Annotated in this window: 11 protein-coding genes; 1 reads left to right on the plus strand and 10 read right to left on the minus strand. The window is 73.3% G+C overall.

The genetic code is table 11. The annotated features are described in order from the left end of the window. Positions 1-35: 35 nt before the first annotated feature. Both OO63_RS31140 and proB read right to left on the minus strand, forming a co-directional pair. Entirely contained in the window at positions 36-539 is a 504-nt protein-coding gene (locus OO63_RS31140) for a hypothetical protein (protein WP_030362619.1), read from the minus strand. 265 nt (positions 540-804) lie between these two features. Further along, a complete protein-coding gene (gene proB / locus OO63_RS31145; RefSeq protein ID WP_030362618.1) occupies positions 805-1938 on the minus strand; it encodes a glutamate 5-kinase in 1134 nt (377 codons plus the stop codon). Between the two features lie 363 nt (positions 1939-2301). Here proB and OO63_RS31150 point away from each other — a divergent pair, with 363 nt between their 5' ends. Further along, positions 2302-4395 (plus strand): hypothetical protein, encoded by a 2094-nt coding sequence (locus tag OO63_RS31150; protein WP_030362617.1) that lies wholly within the window; start codon positions 2302-2304, stop codon positions 4393-4395. Between the two features lie 505 nt (positions 4396-4900). Here OO63_RS31150 and obgE read toward each other — a convergent pair. From obgE to OO63_RS31190, 8 genes are all read right to left on the minus strand, one after another. Then, positions 4901-6349: a GTPase ObgE gene (obgE, locus tag OO63_RS31155; protein WP_030362616.1), complete on the minus strand. Its 1449-nt coding sequence runs from the start codon at positions 6347-6349 to the stop codon at positions 4901-4903. A gap of 163 nt (positions 6350-6512) precedes the next feature. Further along, on the minus strand, positions 6513-6767 hold the full coding sequence (gene rpmA / locus OO63_RS31160; protein WP_030362615.1) for a 50S ribosomal protein L27: 255 nt from the start codon (positions 6765-6767) through the stop codon (positions 6513-6515). Between the two features lie 14 nt (positions 6768-6781). Further along, a complete protein-coding gene (gene rplU / locus OO63_RS31165; protein ID WP_030362614.1) occupies positions 6782-7102 on the minus strand; it encodes a 50S ribosomal protein L21 in 321 nt (106 codons plus the stop codon). Between the two features lie 206 nt (positions 7103-7308). Continuing rightward, a complete protein-coding gene (locus OO63_RS31170) occupies positions 7309-8673 on the minus strand; it encodes a phospholipase D-like domain-containing protein (RefSeq protein ID WP_030362613.1) in 1365 nt (454 codons plus the stop codon). Positions 8674-8993: 320 nt separating this feature from the next. Beyond that, entirely contained in the window at positions 8994-13331 is a 4338-nt protein-coding gene (locus tag OO63_RS31175; protein WP_030362612.1) for an Rne/Rng family ribonuclease, read from the minus strand. Between the two features lie 265 nt (positions 13332-13596). Continuing rightward, the gene (locus OO63_RS31180) at positions 13597-14397 is read right to left on the minus strand and encodes a TIGR03936 family radical SAM-associated protein (RefSeq protein WP_030362611.1); all 801 of its coding nucleotides are present in this window, start codon (positions 14395-14397) and stop codon (positions 13597-13599) included. Between the two features lie 193 nt (positions 14398-14590). Next, positions 14591-15772 (minus strand): hypothetical protein, encoded by a 1182-nt coding sequence (locus OO63_RS31185; protein ID WP_030362610.1) that lies wholly within the window; start codon positions 15770-15772, stop codon positions 14591-14593. Between the two features lie 65 nt (positions 15773-15837). After that, positions 15838-17907 (minus strand): restriction endonuclease, encoded by a 2070-nt coding sequence (locus tag OO63_RS31190; protein ID WP_030362609.1) that lies wholly within the window; start codon positions 17905-17907, stop codon positions 15838-15840. Between the last annotated feature and the right edge of the window lie 97 nt (positions 17908-18004).

Here is an 18004-nt window from a genome sequence, read left to right on the forward strand (position 1 = left end):
CCGCGCCCCTTGCAGGGGCGCCTTCCCCGAGGCAGTCAGAACGGGTGGACGCCTACCGGGGTCGCGGGCAGGGGCCCGTACCCCTCCGCGATCCGGTGGTGATACGTGTCGCGGTCGATGACTTCGAGCCCGACGATCTCCCAGGGCGGCAGCTGCGCGCTCTGCCGGTGCTCGCCCCACAGGCGCAGCGCGACCGCGGCGGCGTCGTGCAGGTCACGGGCCTCTTCCCAGTAGCGGATCTCCGCGTGGTCCTGGGCGTAGCGGCTGGTGAGCAGGAAGGGATGGTCGTGGGCGAGCTGCTCCAGGCCGCGGCGGACCTCCTGGAGGGGGGCCTTGGCGCCGGAGACGCTCAGCGTGACGTGCCAGAGGCGGGGTGCGTCGGCCGGCTCGCCGCCGTCGCCGTCCCGCGCCTGGCGCTCGCGTGCCTCCCGGTCGTGGCCCTCGGCCGCGTCGCCGCCGTACGCCGCCCCCGCGGCGACGCTCGTCAGCGCGCGCTCAGCCGACCCGCGGGACGCCGCCCCTGGGCGCACTCGTCTCACGACGGCCTCCTTCAACCAGTGGTGGTGCGGATATGCAACGGTCGTGCGGAACTGCCTTGCAACAAAGTTGAGCAGGACAAGCGGTCCCGCGGGGCGGTTTTGCGGAGTTTCACCTCGGGCGAGCCAGCCGTGACCCGGCGTTCGCGCCTGTTTTCGGCCTGATTTGCGCTGGTGTCGCCGAGGCGGGCGGGACTAGGGGTGCACCGTCGGGCGGGGTGGATGGTGCACGGCCCCGCGAGGTGGTGGTGCACGGCCTCGGAATGCTTCAGGGGTGCAGGACCACCAGGTCGTCGCGGTGCACCACTTCGCGCTCGTAGGCGGGGCCGAGTTCGCGGGCCAGCTCGCGGGTGGAGCGGCCGAAGAGGCGCGGCAGTTCCTTGGCGTCGAAGTTCACCAGGCCGCGGGCGACGGCGCGCCCCGTGGTGTCGCGCAGCTCGACCGGGTCGCCCGCGATGAACTCGCCCTCGACCGCGGCGATCCCCGCGGGCAGGAGCGACTTGCGGCCCTCGACGACCGCCCGGACCGCCCCGTCGTCGAGGGTGAGGGAGCCACGGGGCGCGGAGGCGTGCTGGAGCCACAGGAGGCGGTCCGCGGAGCGGCGTCCGGTGGGGTGGAAGTAGGTGCCGGTGTCGCGGCCCGCGAGGGCGTCGGCGGCCTGGCTGGCGGAGGTGAGGACGACGGGGATGCCGGCCGCGGCGGCGATCCTGGCGGCCTCGACCTTGGTGACCATGCCGCCGGTGCCCACGCCCGCCTTGCCCGCGCTGCCGATCTTCACGTGCTCGATGTCGGCGGGGCCCGCGACCTCGGCGATGCGCGCGGTGCCCGCGGCCGCGGGGTCGCCGTCGTACAGGCCGTCGACGTCCGACAGGAGCACCAGGAGGTCGGCGCGGACCAGGTGGGCGACGAGGGCGGCGAGGCGGTCGTTGTCGCCGAAGCGGATCTCGTCGGTGGCGACCGTGTCGTTCTCGTTGACGACGGGCAGGGCGCCCATGGCGAGGAGCTTGTCGAGGGTGCGCGAGGCGTTGCGGTGGTGGGCGCGGCGGCTGGTGTCGTCGGTGGTGAGCAGGACCTGGCCGACGCGGACGCCGTAGCGCGCGAAGGAGGCGGTGTAGCGGGCGACGAGGAGGCCCTGGCCGACGCTGGCGGCGGCCTGCTGGCGGGCCAGGTCCTTGGGGCGGCGGCGCAGGCCGAGGGGGGCGAGCCCGGCGGCGATGGCGCCGGAGGAGACGAGCACGACCTCGCGCTCCCCTCCGCTGCGGCTCTTCGCCAGGACGTCCACGAGCGCGTCCACGCGGTCCGCGTCGAGCCCGCCCGACGCGGTGGTCAGGGACGACGACCCCACCTTCACGACGACCCGGTGGGCCCCCGCGACGTCCGCCCGTCCCTTTGCCCCTGTCACGGCCCTTGTCACGTACTTCCCCAATGGTCCCCATGTGCTGTGGACCAGCAATGTACGTGAGGACGCGGCCCGGGCGCCCGTGCGTTTCGCCGAACGGACCGGCGTCCGGAAGTACAGGGGCCCTAAGTCGTCAAGAGGCCGAATTTCGGCCTCTGGGTTCCGTTACCTTTGCCCCTTTATCCGGTGATTAGCGTCACGGAAGATTGCTACCGAGGCACCCAGCGTCATACGGTCAGGGGTCTTCCACTAATCCGGATGAGTGTCGACCACTTATCCGGATGGGTGTTGTCCGCACTCGCCGGACCCCGCACAGCCCCGCACCGCCCCCCCGTCCGTAACGCCCCCCGCCAGGAGCCCACGCCCGTGCCCTCCGCCGGACTCGCCCCCCGCCGCCGCGTCGTACAGCTCACCGCCCTGCTGTCGATGGTCGCGCTCTTCACGGCACAGCTCGTTTCCGCGCTCGTCCCGTACGTCCCGGTGTTCGTCGCCGCGGCGGCGGCGAACCTCGCGCTCGACATCTATCTGCAGTACAAGCAGCCGGGTCTGCTCTCCCTCCTGAGCAAGATCCGCTTCGATGTCACCGTCCGGCAGCTCCTGCGCGACATGCTGGTCCTCGTCGGCCTGCTGCGCATCGACGGCATCGAGCCGCTGGCCGAGCAGTCGCCGCTGACCGTCACGCTGCTCGCGTTCTACGCCCTGCACTTCTTCTGCCAGGCCGTCGCCGTCATGGTCCGCCGCGCCCGTACGCTGCCGATCGTCACGCGCAACATCGACGCCTCCGCGCTGCACCTGAGCGCCGCGCCGCCGCGCATCCTGGCCCGCCAGCAGGCCCGCCGCCTGCTCACGTTCTCGGTGCCCGCGACGGTCGGCCTGCTGCTCACCGCGGCCACCACCGACGCGTACTGGGGCGTCATCGGACTCGGTGTCTCCGTCGTCCTGATGGGCGGCGGCGCCGCGTACCTGGCGACCTGGATGCTGCCGAAGAAGCGGGCGAAGAGCGACCAGGCCGTCATGGAGTGGCTCGACCAGTGGCTGGCGGACTACAAGCCGACGGTCGCCATGTACTTCTCCGGCGGCACCACGTCCGCGTACCAGGCGAACATGTGGCTCTCCACGCTCTCCCAGCTCGACGGCAACCCGCTGATCGTGCTGCGCGAGCGCTTCATGGTGCAGAAGATCGACTCCACGGACGTGCCGATCATCTGCTTCCCGAAGGTCGCCACGATGTTCTCCCTGGAGACGTCGACGCTGAAGATGATGCTGCACCCGGCGAACGCCGCGAAGACGTCCCAGGTCCTGCGCATCCCCTCGCTCAAGCACGCCTTCATCAACCACGGCGAGAGCGACAAGCTGTCGTCCTGCAACCCGTACGCGAAGGCGTACGACGAGGTGTGGGTCGCGGGTCCCGCGGCACGCGACCGCTACCAGCTCGCCGACATCGGCGTCGACGACAAGGACGTGGTCGAGGTCGGCCGCCCCCAGCTCTCGCCGATCCGGCCGTACGCGGGCCCGCCCACGGGCGCGTACACGACCGTCCTGTACGCCCCGACCTGGGAGGGCTGGGACGGCAACCCCGGCAACACCTCGGTCGTCCTCGCCGGCGAGAACATCGTCCGGCACCTGCTCGCCGACCCGGCCGTGCGCCTCATCTACAAGCCGCACCCGATGACCGGCTCGCAGAACCCGGCCGCGGGTGCCGCCAACGAGCGCATCAAGGCCATGATCCGCGAGGCCGCCGCGAAGCGCTCCGGCGCCCGTCCCGGCCCCGAGGCCGCGGCCGAGCTCGCCGCCCGTACGGACGCGTTGAGCCTGCTCACCGCCAAGAAGTTCCGCAAGAGCGTGGACGAGCAGGAGCGCATGATGCTCCAGGGCGCGCCCGACGGCGACAGCCGGGCCGCGATCGCCGAGGCGACCGCCGCGTGGGAGTCAGCGTACTGGGCCTCGCTGCCCGAGTGGGAGCACCAGATCGTCACCGAGTCCCGCCCGGCGATCTTCTCCTGCTTCAACCAGGCCGACCTGCTGATCAGCGACGTCTCCTCGGTCGTCTCGGACTGGCTGAGCAGCGAGAAGCCGTACGCCGTGGCCAACACCTCCGGGCTGAGCGAGACGGACTTCCGCACCGGCTTCCCGACGGTGCGGGCCGCGACGGTCCTCGCGCCCGAGGCGGACGGCGTGCCCGCCCTCCTGGAGGCCGTGCGCACCCCCGAGAAGGACGCGTACGCGGAGGCCCGCGCCGAGCTGAAGGAGCACCTCCTCGGCCCGTCCGACCCGCCCTCCATCGTCCGCTTCAACGCCGCGGCCCTGGCCCTGTCCGCCAAGTCCGACGCCCGCCGCGCCCGCGCCGCCGCCCGCCAGGAGGCGGAGATCCCGGCCCAGCGCGACGAGTCCACGGACACGGTGGACGCGGCGGAGGCCGCGATGGACGCGGACCCGGCGGAGGAGCTGGAGTCGGCGTAGCGCGGCCCGGGCGGCAGCCGTAAGCCCCTGCGGGGCTTCTCCCACCCGCCCACCCGTGACTGTCGAACCCGGCTTGCCGCCGAGGGCAGTCCCGGGGGCGCGTAGCCCGTCGCCTCACGCCTGGAGACACGGCGAAGGCCCCGGAGCGAATCATCGCTCCGGGGCCTTCGCTGTCGGCCGAGGGCCACGCTTCCACGGCGAGGCGGGTCCGACAGCCACGGGCGGGCGCAAGCCCCGCAGAGGCTTACGGCTGCCGCCCCACCCAAGGCCTCCGACCGCTGTCGGCCAAGGCCACGCTCCCACGGCGAGGCGGGTCCGACAGCCACCGCCGGGCGGGTGGGCGCAAGCCCCGCAGGGGCGACGGCTGCCGCCCCACCCAAGGCCTCCGACCGCTGTCAGCCAAGAGCCACGCTCCCACGGCGAGGCGGGTCCGACAGCCACGGGCGGGCGGGTGGGCGCAAGCCCCGCAGGGGCGACGGCTGCCGCCCCGCCCAAGGCCTCCGGCCTAGAAGGGCTTGAAGTCGTCGTACGCCTGCTCCGCCTCGTCCCGCTCCGCGTCGCGGTCCCTGCGGCGCTGTGCGGCCGGGCGGGGCGCCTCGAAGCGGTGGTCCTCGCCGCGCCGTCCGAGCATCTCCGCGCCCGCGGACATCGAGGGCTCCCAGTCGAAGACGACCGCGTTGTCCTCGGGGCCGATGGCCACGCCGTCGCCCGCGCGGGCCCCGGCCTTCATCAGCTCGTCCTCGACGCCGAGGCGGTTGAGCCGGTCCGCGAGGTAGCCGACGGCCTCGTCGTTGTTGAAGTCGGTCTGGCGCACCCAGCGCTCCGGCTTCTCGCCGCGCACGCGGTACACGGCCTCGCCCTCGTCCTCCTCGCGGGTGACGGTGAAGCCGGCGTCGTCCACGGCCTTGGGCCGGATGACGATGCGCGTGGCCTCTTCCTTGGGCTTGGCGGCCCGCGCCTCGGCGACGAACTCGGCGAGCGCGAAGGACAGCTCCTTGAGGCCCTTGTGGGCGACCGCGGACACCTCGAAGACGCGGTAGCCGCGCTCCTCCAGGTCGGGCCGCACCAGGTCGGCCAGGTCCTGCCCGTCGGGGATGTCGACCTTGTTGAGGACGACCAGGCGCGGCCGGTTCTCCAGGCCCGCGCCGTACTCCCGCAGCTCCGCCTCGATGACGTCGAGGTCGGAGACGGGGTCGCGGTCGGACTCCAGGGTGGCGGTGTCCAGGACGTGCACGAGGACGCTGCACCGCTCGACGTGGCGCAGGAACTCGAGGCCGAGGCCGCGGCCCTGGCTGGCGCCGGGGATGAGGCCGGGCACGTCGGCGATGGTGTAGACGGTGGAGCCCGCGGTGACGACGCCGAGGTTGGGCACGAGCGTCGTGAACGGGTAGTCCGCGATCTTCGGCTTGGCGGCGCTGAGCACCGAGATCAGCGAGGACTTGCCCGCGCTCGGGTAGCCGACGAGCGCGACGTCCGCGACCGTCTTGAGCTCCAGGACGACATCGCCGCCCGTGCCGGGCTCACCGAGCAGCGCGAAGCCGGGCGCCTTGCGGCGGGCGGAGGCGAGCGCCGCGTTGCCGAGGCCGCCGCGGCCGCCCTGTGCGGCCACGTACGTGGTGCCGTGGCCGACGAGGTCCGCGAGGACGTTGCCCTGCTTGTCGAGGACGACGGTGCCGTCGGGGACGGGCAGGACCAGGTCCTGGCCGTCCTTGCCGGAGCGGTTGCCGCCCTCGCCGGGCTTACCGTTGGTGGCCTTGCGGTGCGGGCTGTGGTGGTAGTCGAGCAGCGTCGTCACGGACTGGTCGACCGTGAGGATGACGTCGCCGCCGCGGCCGCCGTTGCCGCCGTCGGGGCCGCCGAGCGGCTTGAACTTCTCACGGTGGACGGAGGCACAGCCGTGGCCTCCGCTACCCGCGGCGACATGCAGCTCGACGCGGTCCACGAAGGTGGTCATGGTGGGTGCCTCCAGTGACGAACGGCGCGAGCGCCGCATACGTAGGTACTAAATGTCTCAACTGCAACACGCGAAGGGCGGACCCGCTTCCCGGAAACCGGGAAGTGAGGTCCGCCCTCGCGAAGAAAACCGCTCTACGGAGCCTTGAGCCCTGGGAAAGGGATCAGGCGACCGGAACGATGTTCACGACCTTGCGGCCGCGGTGGGTACCGAACTCCACCGCACCGGCGTCCAGCGCGAACAGGGTGTCGTCCTTGCCGCGGCCGACGCCCGTGCCCGGGTGGAAGTGGGTGCCGCGCTGGCGGACCAGGATCTCACCGGCGTTGACGGTCTGACCGCCGAAGCGCTTCACACCGAGCCGCTGAGCATTGGAATCGCGCCCGTTCCGAGTGGACGATGCGCCCTTCTTGTGTGCCATCTTGTCTCAGTCCCTTACTTCGCAGCCGTGGGGATGCCGGTGATCTTGATCGCCGTGTACTGCTGGCGGTGACCCTGCCGACGGCGGTAGCCGGTCTTGTTCTTGTACCGAAGGATGTCGATCTTGGCACCCTTGTGGTGGTCCACGACCTCGGCGGTGACCTTGATGCCGGCCAGGACCCACGGGTCGCTGGTCACGGCGTCGCCGTCGACAACGAGCAGGGTCGAGAGCTCGACCGTGTCGCCAACCTTGGCGGTGGAAATCTTGTCAACCTCAACGATGTCGTCGACAGCAACCTTGTGCTGGCGACCACCGCTGCGCACGATGGCGTACACGCGGATCTCTCTCTCGCTCGGAACGGGACCCCCGCAGTCCAGCCGCCCCGCGCCGATGGCGCGAACGGCCTCTCCCCGATGTCACGCGGAATTCCGTGCGATTTCCGGGAGGAATGAGGTTTACAGGGGTTGGGCGTGCATAGGAACACGCCGACGGTCAAGGTTACGGGGCTCGCCCGGACGGGTCAAACCGGGTCCGCGCCGCCCTACCGGGTGGGCTTCTCGCCGTCCGGCGGCAGCGGCTTCACGCCCCGGCACAGATCGGTCTTGTCGCTGGTCCCCGGCCAGGCCACCTTCTTCACCCGGTCGAAGTGCCTGCGGTAGGTGTCGTGCACGGAGTCGTCGTCGACCTTCACGATGACCTCGTCGTTCTCGCGCAGCGCGGGCGCCGTGTAGTTCTGCGAGCCGGTGAAGGAGACCTTGTTCCGCTTGCCGTCGTACACGCCGTCGATGAGGACGTACTTGCTGTGGATGATGTACGGCGTGGTCAGCTTCTGGCCGGGCACGAGCGGGTCCCGGTCGTCGTTGTAGCAGCGCAGCGAGGGGCCGCCGGGCTTGTGCAGGGCCTCCCAGGTGCCGGGGGTGCCGCCCTGGCTCTTGGCGGAGTCCGTCTCGGCGTACACCAGGTCCACCGCGCAGCCCGCCTTCTTCAGGGAGACCAGCTTCTCGGCGATCTGCTTGCGCGTGATCTTGAAGATGGAGGCGCGGACCTTGGTCTGCCGCTTCACGCCGTTGGCGTCCTTGTAGCTGCACGCGACGTTGTTGAGGACCGAGTACATGGTGTCGGTCTCGTTGACCGTGCCCTCGCGCGGGAAGAAGTACGCCTTGTACAGGCCGTTGCTGACCGTGCGGTAGTCCCAGTGCCGCCAGTCCTTGGCGACCATGTCGTCGAAGTAGTCGGCGAACGCGTCGTACATCGTCGGGTTGTCGGGGAGCAGCAGCGCGTCGTTGAAGAACTTGGTGTGCGCCGACGGCGTGGAGTTCGACGTGGTCTGTACGACGACGTCCCGGGCGCCCTTGACCTCGGAGAACAGCCAGAACTTGTTGTGCATGATCGACTTGCCGTGGCGCGGGTCGCCCAGGCAGGACTTGTCCGTGGGGCACAGCGCGACGAACGACGACTTGGCGCTGTTCGTGCCGAGGGAGCTCGCGAGCTTGGCGTACGAGGGGTTGTCCGGGCGGTCCGTGCGGCTCGTGGAGTCGAGCAGGATCTGTACGTTGACGCCGCGCGCGCGGGCGTTCAGGAGCGCGTCGACGACCGGGGCCTCCCACACGTGGTAGACGGCGACCTTGATGGTCGAGCCGGGCACGGCCGCGTCGGTGAGCTGGATCAGGCGGGTGCGGATCGCGTGCTGTGCCTCGTCCGTGCCGAGCGGGTCGTTGAAGACCGGGCCCTCGGTCCAGGTGGGTGTCGTGCCGGTGGGTCCTTCGGCGGGCGCGGCCCCGGCGATGCCCGTGGCCTGCAGGCTCGCCGCCGAGAGCACGGTGGCGAGCGCCGCCGCCTGCCGTCCGCCCTTGACCTGTTTCACGGCGCGGTGGCGGCCCGTGCCTCTTCGGCGCAGCTGCGCCATGGTGCATCCCTCCCCTGACCCGGCGCGCGGTCTCCCCACGGCACGCCGGTGTCCCGTCCTCACGGTCGGCTCTGCCGGCCGACTCTTCGTCAACTCTTCACGACAACAAACCGCATGAGTCTTACAGGCAAAGCCTCGACGATCCAAGTGGGGGGTGAAAACGCCGCATTGACGGCGCCGACCCGGCACCGTGCGCGCGGACGCGCCGGTGCCCCCGGTACGGCGAACTCGCCGTGCCGGGGGCACCGTTGCTGCGGTGACGCCCCACGACGTCAGCCGGTGCGTCCGGCCGTGTCACGGCCGGACGCGTCGGACCGGCCTCAGCCGGCGTCGGCCGGCGCGGTGACCGTGGCGCCCGACTGCTCGGCGGCCGCGGCCTTCTTGGTGGTCTTCGCCGCCTTCTTGGCCGTCGTCTTCTTGGCGGCCGTCTTCTTCGCCGCCGTCTTCTTGGCCGCGGTCTTCTTCGTCGCGGCCTTCTTGGCGGTGGCCTTCTTGGCCGTCTTGCGCGCCGCCTTCTTGGCGGCCGGAGCGGCTTCCTCGGCGTCGGCTGCGGGAGCCTCCGGCGCCTGCTCGGCGACCGCCTCGGACGGCTTGTCCGCCGCGGGCACGACCATGACGGCCGTCTCCTCGGACGCGGTCGGCGCGGTGGCCTTGCGCACGGCACGGCGGCGCGGGCGCGCCGGGGCCTCGGGGGCCACCTCCGCGACCGGCTCGGCCTGCGCGACCGGCTCGGCGACCGGGGCCTCGACGACGGGCTCCGGCTTGGCCGCCTCCGCGATGATCACCTCACCGCTGTCGGCCGCGGCCTTCGGCGAACCGGCCGGAGCCGTCGCCTTGCGGGTCGCCCGACGCCGCGTACGCCCCTTGGGAGCCGCGTCGTCCTCGACGGGAGCCTCGACGGCGGGGGCCGCGGGGGCCTCGACGACCTCAGCGACCTCGGCGGCCGGGGCCTCCGCGACCTCGGCGACCTCAGCGGCCTCCTCGACGGGCTCCGCCTTGGCCCTGCCCGCACGGGACTTGGCCTTCTTCTCGGCACGCCCGGCCTTGTCGGCCTTGGCCGCACGCCCGGACTTCTCGGGCTGCTCGGCGCTCTCGGGCGCCTCGACCTCGGCCGTCTCCGACTTCGGCGCGCCCGCGGGAGCGGACGCCCGCCGCGTGGCCCGGCGCCGCGAACGGCCGCGGGAAGCGGCGGCCTCGGCCTCGGCCGGGCTGCTGTACAGCTCCTCGTCGGGGACGAACGCGGGCTCGGGCAGCGCCACCGGCTCGGCGACCTCGGCGGCGACCTCGGCCGCCGTCTCGACGGCCTCGGCACCGGACTCGACGCCCTCGTGCGTGTGGTCGTGTCCCGCGCCCTGGTCGGCGCCGCCGCGGCCGCGCTTCTTGCGCTTGCCGCCGCCACCAGCGGTGGTCGCCTGGTCCATGTGCACGATGAGGCCGCGGCCGTTGCAGTGCACACAGGTCTCGGAGAACGACTCCAGGAGGCCCTGGCCGACCCGCTTGCGGGTCATCTGCACCAGACCCAGTGAGGTGACCTCGGCGACCTGGTGCTTGGTCCGGTCCCGGCCCAGGCACTCCAGCATCCGCCGCAGGACCAGGTCCCGGTTGGACTCGAGGACCATGTCGATGAAGTCGATGACGACGATGCCGCCGAGGTCGCGCAGCCGCAGCTGGCGCACGATCTCCTCGGCCGCCTCCAGGTTGTTCCTGGTCACGGTCTCTTCGAGGTTGCCGCCCTGACCGGTGAACTTGCCGGTGTTGACGTCGATCACGACCATGGCCTCGGTCTTGTCGATCACCAGCGAACCGCCGCTCGGCAGCCACACCTTGCGGTCGAGGGCCTTGGCGAGCTGCTCGTCGATCCGGTACGTCGCGAAGACGTCCACCTCGGACGTCCACCGCGAGAGGCGGTCGGCGAGGTCGGGCGCGACGTGCGAGACGTAGCCGTGGATGGTCTCCCAGGCCTCGTCGCCGCTGATGGTGACCTTCGAGAAGTCCTCGTTGAAGATGTCGCGGACCACGCGGACGGTCATGTCCGGCTCGCCGTAGAGCAGGCTCGGCGAGCTGGTGGTGGTCATCTTCGACTTCTTGAGGATGTCCTCCCACTGCGCCTGGAGCCGCTCGACGTCACGGCGCAGCTCGTCCTCGCTCGCGCCCTCGGCGGCGGTGCGCACGATGACGCCCGCGTCCTCGGGGACGATCTTCTTGAGGATGGTCTTCAGGCGCGCCCGCTCGGTGTCGGGCAGCTTGCGGCTGATGCCGGTCATCGAGCCTTCGGGCACGTAGACCAGGTAACGGCCGGGCAGCGAGACCTGGCTGGTCAGGCGGGCGCCCTTGTGGCCGATCGGGTCCTTGGTGACCTGCACGAGGACGGACTGACCCGACTTCAGGGCGGACTCGATGCGGCGCGGCCCGTTGGCCATGCCGAGCGCCTCGAAGTTGACCTCACCGGCGTACAGGACGGCGTTGCGGCCCTTGCCGATGTCGATGAAGGCGGCCTCCATCGACGGCAGGACGTTCTGCACCTTGCCCAGGTAGACGTTGCCGACGTAGGAGGTCGACTGCTCCTTGTTGACGTAGTGCTCGACGAGGATGTTGTCCTCGAGGACGCCGATCTGGGTGCGGTCGCCGTTCTGCCGGACGATCATCTCCCGGTTGACCGCCTCGCGGCGGGCCAGGAACTCGGCCTCGGTGATGATCGGCACCCGGCGGCGGCCCTGCTCGCGGCCCTCGCGGCGGCGCTGCTTCTTGGCCTCGAGACGGGTCGAGCCCTTGATGGACTGCACCTCGTCCGAGGGCGAGTCGTCGCCCTTCTTGCGCGGCTCGCGGACCTTGACGACGGTGCGCTCCGGGTCGCCGTCGCCCGGCTCGGCCTCGGCGGAGTCACCGGCGCGGCGGCGACGGCGACGGCGGCGACGGCTGCTGCTCGATCCGGAGCCGCCTGCGGCCTCGGCGTCGTCGGAGTCGTCGGCATCTTCGTCGGACTGGTCGGCGGCGGTCTCGTCGGCGTCGGACTCGTCGGACCGCTCGTCGGCGTCGGACTGCTCGGCGCCGTCGGCGTCGGCGGACTCGCCACGACGGCGGCGACGGCCACCACGGCGGCGGCGACGGCCGTGGCGCTCACCGGCGTCCTCGCCGTCGGCGGCCTCGTCGGCGCCTTCGTTGTCGACGTCGGTCACTGCCTCGGCGGGCTCGGCGGGCTCGGCCTCGACGGTCCCCTCGGGCTCCTCGGGCTCTGCCGCGACGGGCGCGGCGGGCTGCTCGTCCGCGGCACGGCGGCGGCGACGGCGGCGCGGCCCCGTCTCCTCCTCGGCGGCGGGCGCGGGCGCGGCCTCGACGGGCTGCTCGGCGGCCTCGGCGGCGGCAGCGGCAGCGGCGCGTTCCGGGGTCTGGAACATCGGCTCGGCGAAGACGGGCGCCTGGAACACGGCCACGGCGGGCCGCGCCGGACGGCGGTCGTTGTCGTCGTCGGAGCGCGTGCCCGCCGCTGCGGGCGCGGTGAATCCGGCGGCGGCCTTGCGGGTGGCGCGGCGGCGGGTGCGGCCGCGCGGGGCGTCCGTGTCGGCCTGCTCGGCGGCGTCGGCCTCACGGGCGGCGCGGCCACGCGGGGCGGCCTCGGCCTGCTCCGGCGCCTCGGCCGGGGTGTCGTCGGCGGCCGGGGCCTCGGCGGGCCGCGCGTCGGCCGCGGGGGCGGCGGCGCGGGTGGCACGGCGGCGGGCGCGGCGCGGGGCGGCGTCCTCGGCCGGGGCCTCGGCGGTGGCGGCGGTGGCGGCGCTCTCGGCGGCCTCGGCGGCCTTCGGCGCGGTGGCCTCAACGGGCTCCGTGGCCGGGGCGGCCTGTGCCTCGGCGGCCTGTGCCTCGGCGGCGGGCGCCGACGCGGTGCGCGTGGCACGACGGCGGGTACGGCGCGGGGCTGCGTCGGCCTCGGCGGCTTCCGGGGCCTCGGCGGACGCGGCGGCCTCGGTGGGCGCGGGGGCCTCCGTGGTGGCCTCCGTGGTCGTGGCGGGCTCCGTGGCCGGGGCGGCCTGCGCCTCGGCGGCGGGCGCGGACACGGTGCGCGTGGCCCGACGACGCGTACGACGCGGCGCGGCGTCGGCCTCAGCGGCTTCCGGGGCCTCGGCGGCGGGCGCGGCCGGGCTCTCGGCGACGGCGGCCGACGGCTGCTCCGCCTCGGCCGCCTGCGGGGCACCGGCGGGCGCGGAGGCGCGGCGGGTGGCACGGCGACGCGTACGGGCGGGGGCGGCCTCTTCGGCGGCGGGCTCTGCCACGGCGGGCTCCTCGGCGGCGGGCGCGGCGTCGGCGGCGGCCGGCGCGGCGGACTGCGGGGCACCGGCGGGCGCGGAGGCGCGGCGGGTGGCGCGACGGCGCGTGCGAGCGGGGGCGGCCTCGACGGCCTCAGGGGCCTCGACGACGCCGGCCTCGGCGTTCTCGTCCGTCTCCGCCAGGGCCTCGGCCTCGTCGTCGACGTCGGTCGCGGCGGCGGGAGCGGTGTCCACGGCGGTGGCGGGGGTGGCCGGTATGGCCGGCCCGGCGTCCGTGGTGGTGCCCGCGGGCGGTCCCGCGGGACGCGACGCGGCCCGGCGCCGACGGCGCGGGGGCAGGGTGTCGCTGGGTGTGCTGTTGTTGTTCGAACCCTCGGTGGGGTCGTTCGGCTCAAGCATGCGGGCGGTTCTCCCGTCACGCTCCCGGGCGCCGCGCCTGTACCGGACATGTCCGCGGCTCTCGCTTGCTGCGCGGGGCCGCCATCCGGGGGCGTGGGCGCCGCACGGGAGCTCTCTGTGTCTTGTCTCGCCGGTTCCGTACGCCCCTTGGTGCGGACGGCCTGGCGAAAGTCTTCTGGTCAGTGCGCCGCCCGACCCAGGTGGCTCCCGGATACGAGGGCGGCGCTGCGGTGTTCTCGGCGAACGCCCCTGCGCGGGACCGTCCCTACTCCGGCGCCGTCGCGGCGGCAGGTGCGGCGTCCCCTGAACGATCGGGACGATCGGCCGGGGCGGCCATGTCTGCCTCGCGGTCGGGCGCGAGCGGGTCGGTCACCGTGCCGGTCTCTTCATCGAAAAGCCCCTGCGCCAGCCTGGTCACCGCTGCGGGGACCGGCGGCGCCAGGTCGGCCACAGCTCGGAGACCGGACAGGACGTCGTCGGGTCGGACGGCAGGTGTCACGTGCCGTACAACCAGCCGCAGTATCGCACAGGGCTTGTCGCTCGGCCTATCGGCGCGGGAGGCGAGCGCCTCCGGACCGAGACCGTCGAGACTGACGACGGCCGCGCGGGCGTCGAAGGTCCGCATGCCGTTCTTCGTGCGGCGCTGGACCTCGACGGTCTCGGCGGCGCGGAAGGCGGCGGCGGCGCGCTCGGCCGCTTCGGGCTCCACGCCGTCCAGACGCAGCTCCCACACGGAGGCGGTGAGCCGGTCGGCGAGGCCCGAGGTGCGGGCCTCGACGGCGTCGGTGATGTCGAGTCCTTCGGGCAGTGACTCGTCGAGCAGCGCCCACAGGGTGCGCGGGTCGCGGTGCTCGGTGAGGGCGATCTCCAGATACTCGGCCTCGCTGCCCGTGCCGGTGGGTGCGGCATTGGCGTACGACACCTTCGGGTGCGGGGTGAAGCCGGCCGAGTACGCCATGGGCACCTCGGCGCGGCGCAGCGCCCGCTCGAAGGCGCGCTGGAAGTCACGGTGGCTGGTGAACCGGAGGCGGCCGCGCTTGGTGTAGCGCAGTCGGATGCGCTGCACCGCGGGTGCGGGCGGCGGGCCTTCGGGCTGTCGCTTGCCCAGGGGAACTTCTCCTCGTGTACGCGGCCCGTGCCGCCGTCCCCGCTTCGGTGGGGAGCGCGCCCGGGCTGGCGCTGCCGTGTGTCGTGGTCCGGATCGTCCCTGCGGCTGCGGGGACATCTCACACCGGACCCTCCGCCTCAGAATACGCGCTTCACGTGCGCAGGTTTCCTTCGGCCTCGGGGCCCTGTGTGACGGGCACCTTCTCACGGGGGGCGCCGAAGAGCAGCCGCCGGACGTCGGCGCGGGCCGCGCGCACGCTGTCGCGCACGGATCCGAGCGCCTGCCTCGTGGCGCGTCCGGCGGCCCGTACCGCCGTGGCGGCGGGGCGCCACACCAGGTCGCGGACGGCGTGCCCGGCCGGGGTGAGGACGCTCCGGTACACCCAGCGCGCGGGGCTCACGAAGATCCACCGAAGGAGCTGCCCGAGGAACCGCCACACGGCCCGCGAGAGATGCCCGGCGACCCGCCACGCGTGCCCGAGCGCGTCCCCGATCTCGCGCCCCACGACGGCGACGCCCCGCCCGACCGGCGCGAGCACCCACCGCCACACCGCCACGGCCGGCACCACGAAGAGCCACCGCAGCAGCGTCCAGAGGACGAACCCGATGCCCCGCAGCAGCCACATGACACCGGCCCCCACGACCCGCGCGAGCCACACGACCCCGGCGGCGACCCCGAGCGCCACCCAGGCGATGCCGTGCCCGATCGGCATGAGCACCCGGGCGTACGTCCACACGGCGGGCACCACGAACAGCGTCCGCAGCAGCCACCGCACCCCGCGCCCGACCGCCGACGCCCCGGCACCGACACCCCGCGCGGCCCAGGCGAGCGCGTGCCCGACGGGCGTCAGGACGTACCGGTACAGCCACACCGCGGGTACGACGAGCAGCATGTGCAGGAGCCAGCCGAGCCCGCGGCCGACCGGCACGACCAGGTACCGCCACAGGCCCGCCCAGGGCCAGACGAACAGGCACTTGCCGAGGAACAGACCGGCCGCCGCGAGACCTCGGCCGACCGGGGCGAGGACGTACGTCCACACCGCGCCGAGGGGCCGCAGCACGAGGGTGCGCCCCAGCCAGGCGAGCGCGCGGCCGCCGGGCCGCAGCGCGGTGTCGAGCAGGAACCGCCCGGCGACCACGAGCGCGTCCCACACCAGGCGCACCGGCAGCACGACGACGAGCGCCACGATCCGCACCGGCAGCCTGATGGCGACCACGAGACAGCCCTCCGCCTGCGCGGGAGGCTGTCTCGGTGCGGGCTGCGGCGCGGGGGCCGCCGGGTGCTGCGCGGCCCGTTCCACGGGAGGTGTCGCGGGCCGTTTCTCCAGGTCCATGTGGTGCTAGACGCACGCGGGGCCGACGCGGCTCCCGATTTCGGTGGCCGGCTCGGGCGCCCGGTCTACTCGACGGCGATGCCGTAGTCCGGCAGGAGCTGCTCCAGGCCGCCGGTGTAGCCCTTGCCGCCGAGCACGAAGTCCCAGTCGCCGCCCGCTCTGCGCCGGAACGAGCCGAGGACCAGGGCGGTCTCGCCCGCGCGGCCCTCGGAGACGTCGAGCGTGCCGAGCTCGGTGAGGGACGGGTCGAGCAGTCGGATGCGGGCGTCGGTGAAGCCCGAGAGGTCCGCGTGCGGGTTGGCCTCGGGGTCGACCGCGGCGACGAGCGCGAGCCGGTCGGCGGCCGCGGGCAGGGACTCGAAGGCGACCCGCAGCGCGGCCTTGTCCGGCGGGCTCGCGGACTCCGCGCGCACCGAACCGTCCGGCGTCCGGGAGTTGTTGAAGAACACGAAGTGGTCGTCGCTCAGGACCCGGTTGCCCGCGCAGACCAGCGCGCAGACGTCCACGGCGACACCGCCGGACCAGGACATGCCGAGGATGTTGTAGTCGCCGACGTCGCCTTGTCGGGGCGCGGGCGCCGGGGCGGGCGCGGGCGCCGCGCTCGCGCGGTCTCCGAGACGGCCGGAGAGCCCGTGCCGGTGCAGCAGGTCGACCAGCTCCGGGCCCGATATCAGCTCCAGCGGCTTGCCGTTGGCGAAGGTGTACGAGCCGGGGCCGAAGCCCGAGGTGGTGACCAGGACGCCCTTGTTGGCGCCGCAGTCCTGCACGGTGCCGTACAGGTCGCGGACGGCGGTCGGCGGGACGGTGTTGCGGTAGCGCTTCACCTGGACGACGATCTTGCCGCCGCGGATCGGGGTGGGGTCGAGGGCGTCGACGTCCACACCGCCGTCGTTCGAGCGCTGTGTCATCACGGCCTGCATGCCCATGGCCCGGAACAGCTCGGCGACCAGGGACTCGAACACGATCGGGTCCATCTCCCGCAGGTCCGGCTCGTCGCCCGCCCCGGCGCCGCCGTGGCTCGCGATGTGCTGGCCCACGTCGTCCGGCCTGCGCACGGGCCGCACCGGCGAGAGCTGGTCGGGCCGCGCCGCCAACTGGCCCCTGAGTCCTTCGACCAGGCAGCTGACCGGGTCCACCTGCTCCAGGCGGAGGTCGGCGAAGGGGGCGCGCGATGCCATGACCGAGGCGAGGACGATGTGGGTCCGCACGCCCGTCGCCGGATCGTGGTCGTCGACGAACCCGTTCAGCGCCACGGACTCCAGGGCGCCGTGCTGGTCGGCCGCGAACAGGTCGTGCAGCACCAGGAGCACGCACTGGGCGATGACGCCCCGGTACAGCGCCCGGCGCTGGGTCACCGGGCGCGGGGCTTCCTTGTCCTCGTCGGCGTTGATCAGATAGCGCACCGACTTCGCCTCGGGGACGACGTCCTGGCCGGGGAGTTCCCAGTCGAGGACCAGCTGGCGCGAGGCCGGGTCGTAGGCGGCCGCGACCTGCCGGGGAAAGCCCTCGGGCCAGGCCGTCGAGGCGTACAGGGCGGCCGTGAAGTACTCGACGACGGCCTCCGCGTCGCCGCTCCTGACGCCCGCGGCGACCTCGGCGATGCCCGCGTTGTGGCGGCGCACCTCCACCAGGTGGCCGGTGACCCACGCGTCGTACTGGCGCCGCAGCTCCGCCAGTTGGCGCTGCCGCTGGGCCTCCGCGGCCTGCGCCGCCCGCCAGTCGTGTTCATAGCGGGCCCGCGCCTCCGCCTGCGCCTGGGCGCGGCGGCCGGCCATCCAACCGCCTTGTGCCTGATAGAGGTTCGGGTCCGGCATGGGCACCGGCACCGCGAGCTGTCCGGGCGAGAACGGCAGCACGTCCTCGGTCCGCGTCAGGACCTCGGCGCGGAAGGCGGGGGCACGGCATCCTGCCGCTAACAGCCCTTGCAGGGCCTCCACGCGGGCGTCGAGTTCCTGGGTGCGGCGGCGGGCCTCCGCCTGGCGGTACTCGCGGTAGTCCCGCTCCATCCGGCGCTGCTCGGCACGGGCCTGCCGCTCGTGTTCCCGGCGCCTGCGCGCGTCGGCCTCCAGCTGGCGTTGCTGCTGCCGCTGGACCTCGGCCCAGACACCGACAAGACCACTTGAGCGACGACTCATCACGCGCAGGCCCTCCCCAGGACGCCGACCTCTCCCACAACCGCCGACCGGCCCTCCAACCAGCGGTTATGAGATGACTTTAGCCAGCGTCCCGCGC

This window comes from Streptomyces alboflavus (assembly GCF_000716675.1).
Taxonomy (GTDB): domain Bacteria; phylum Actinomycetota; class Actinomycetes; order Streptomycetales; family Streptomycetaceae; genus Streptomyces; species Streptomyces alboflavus.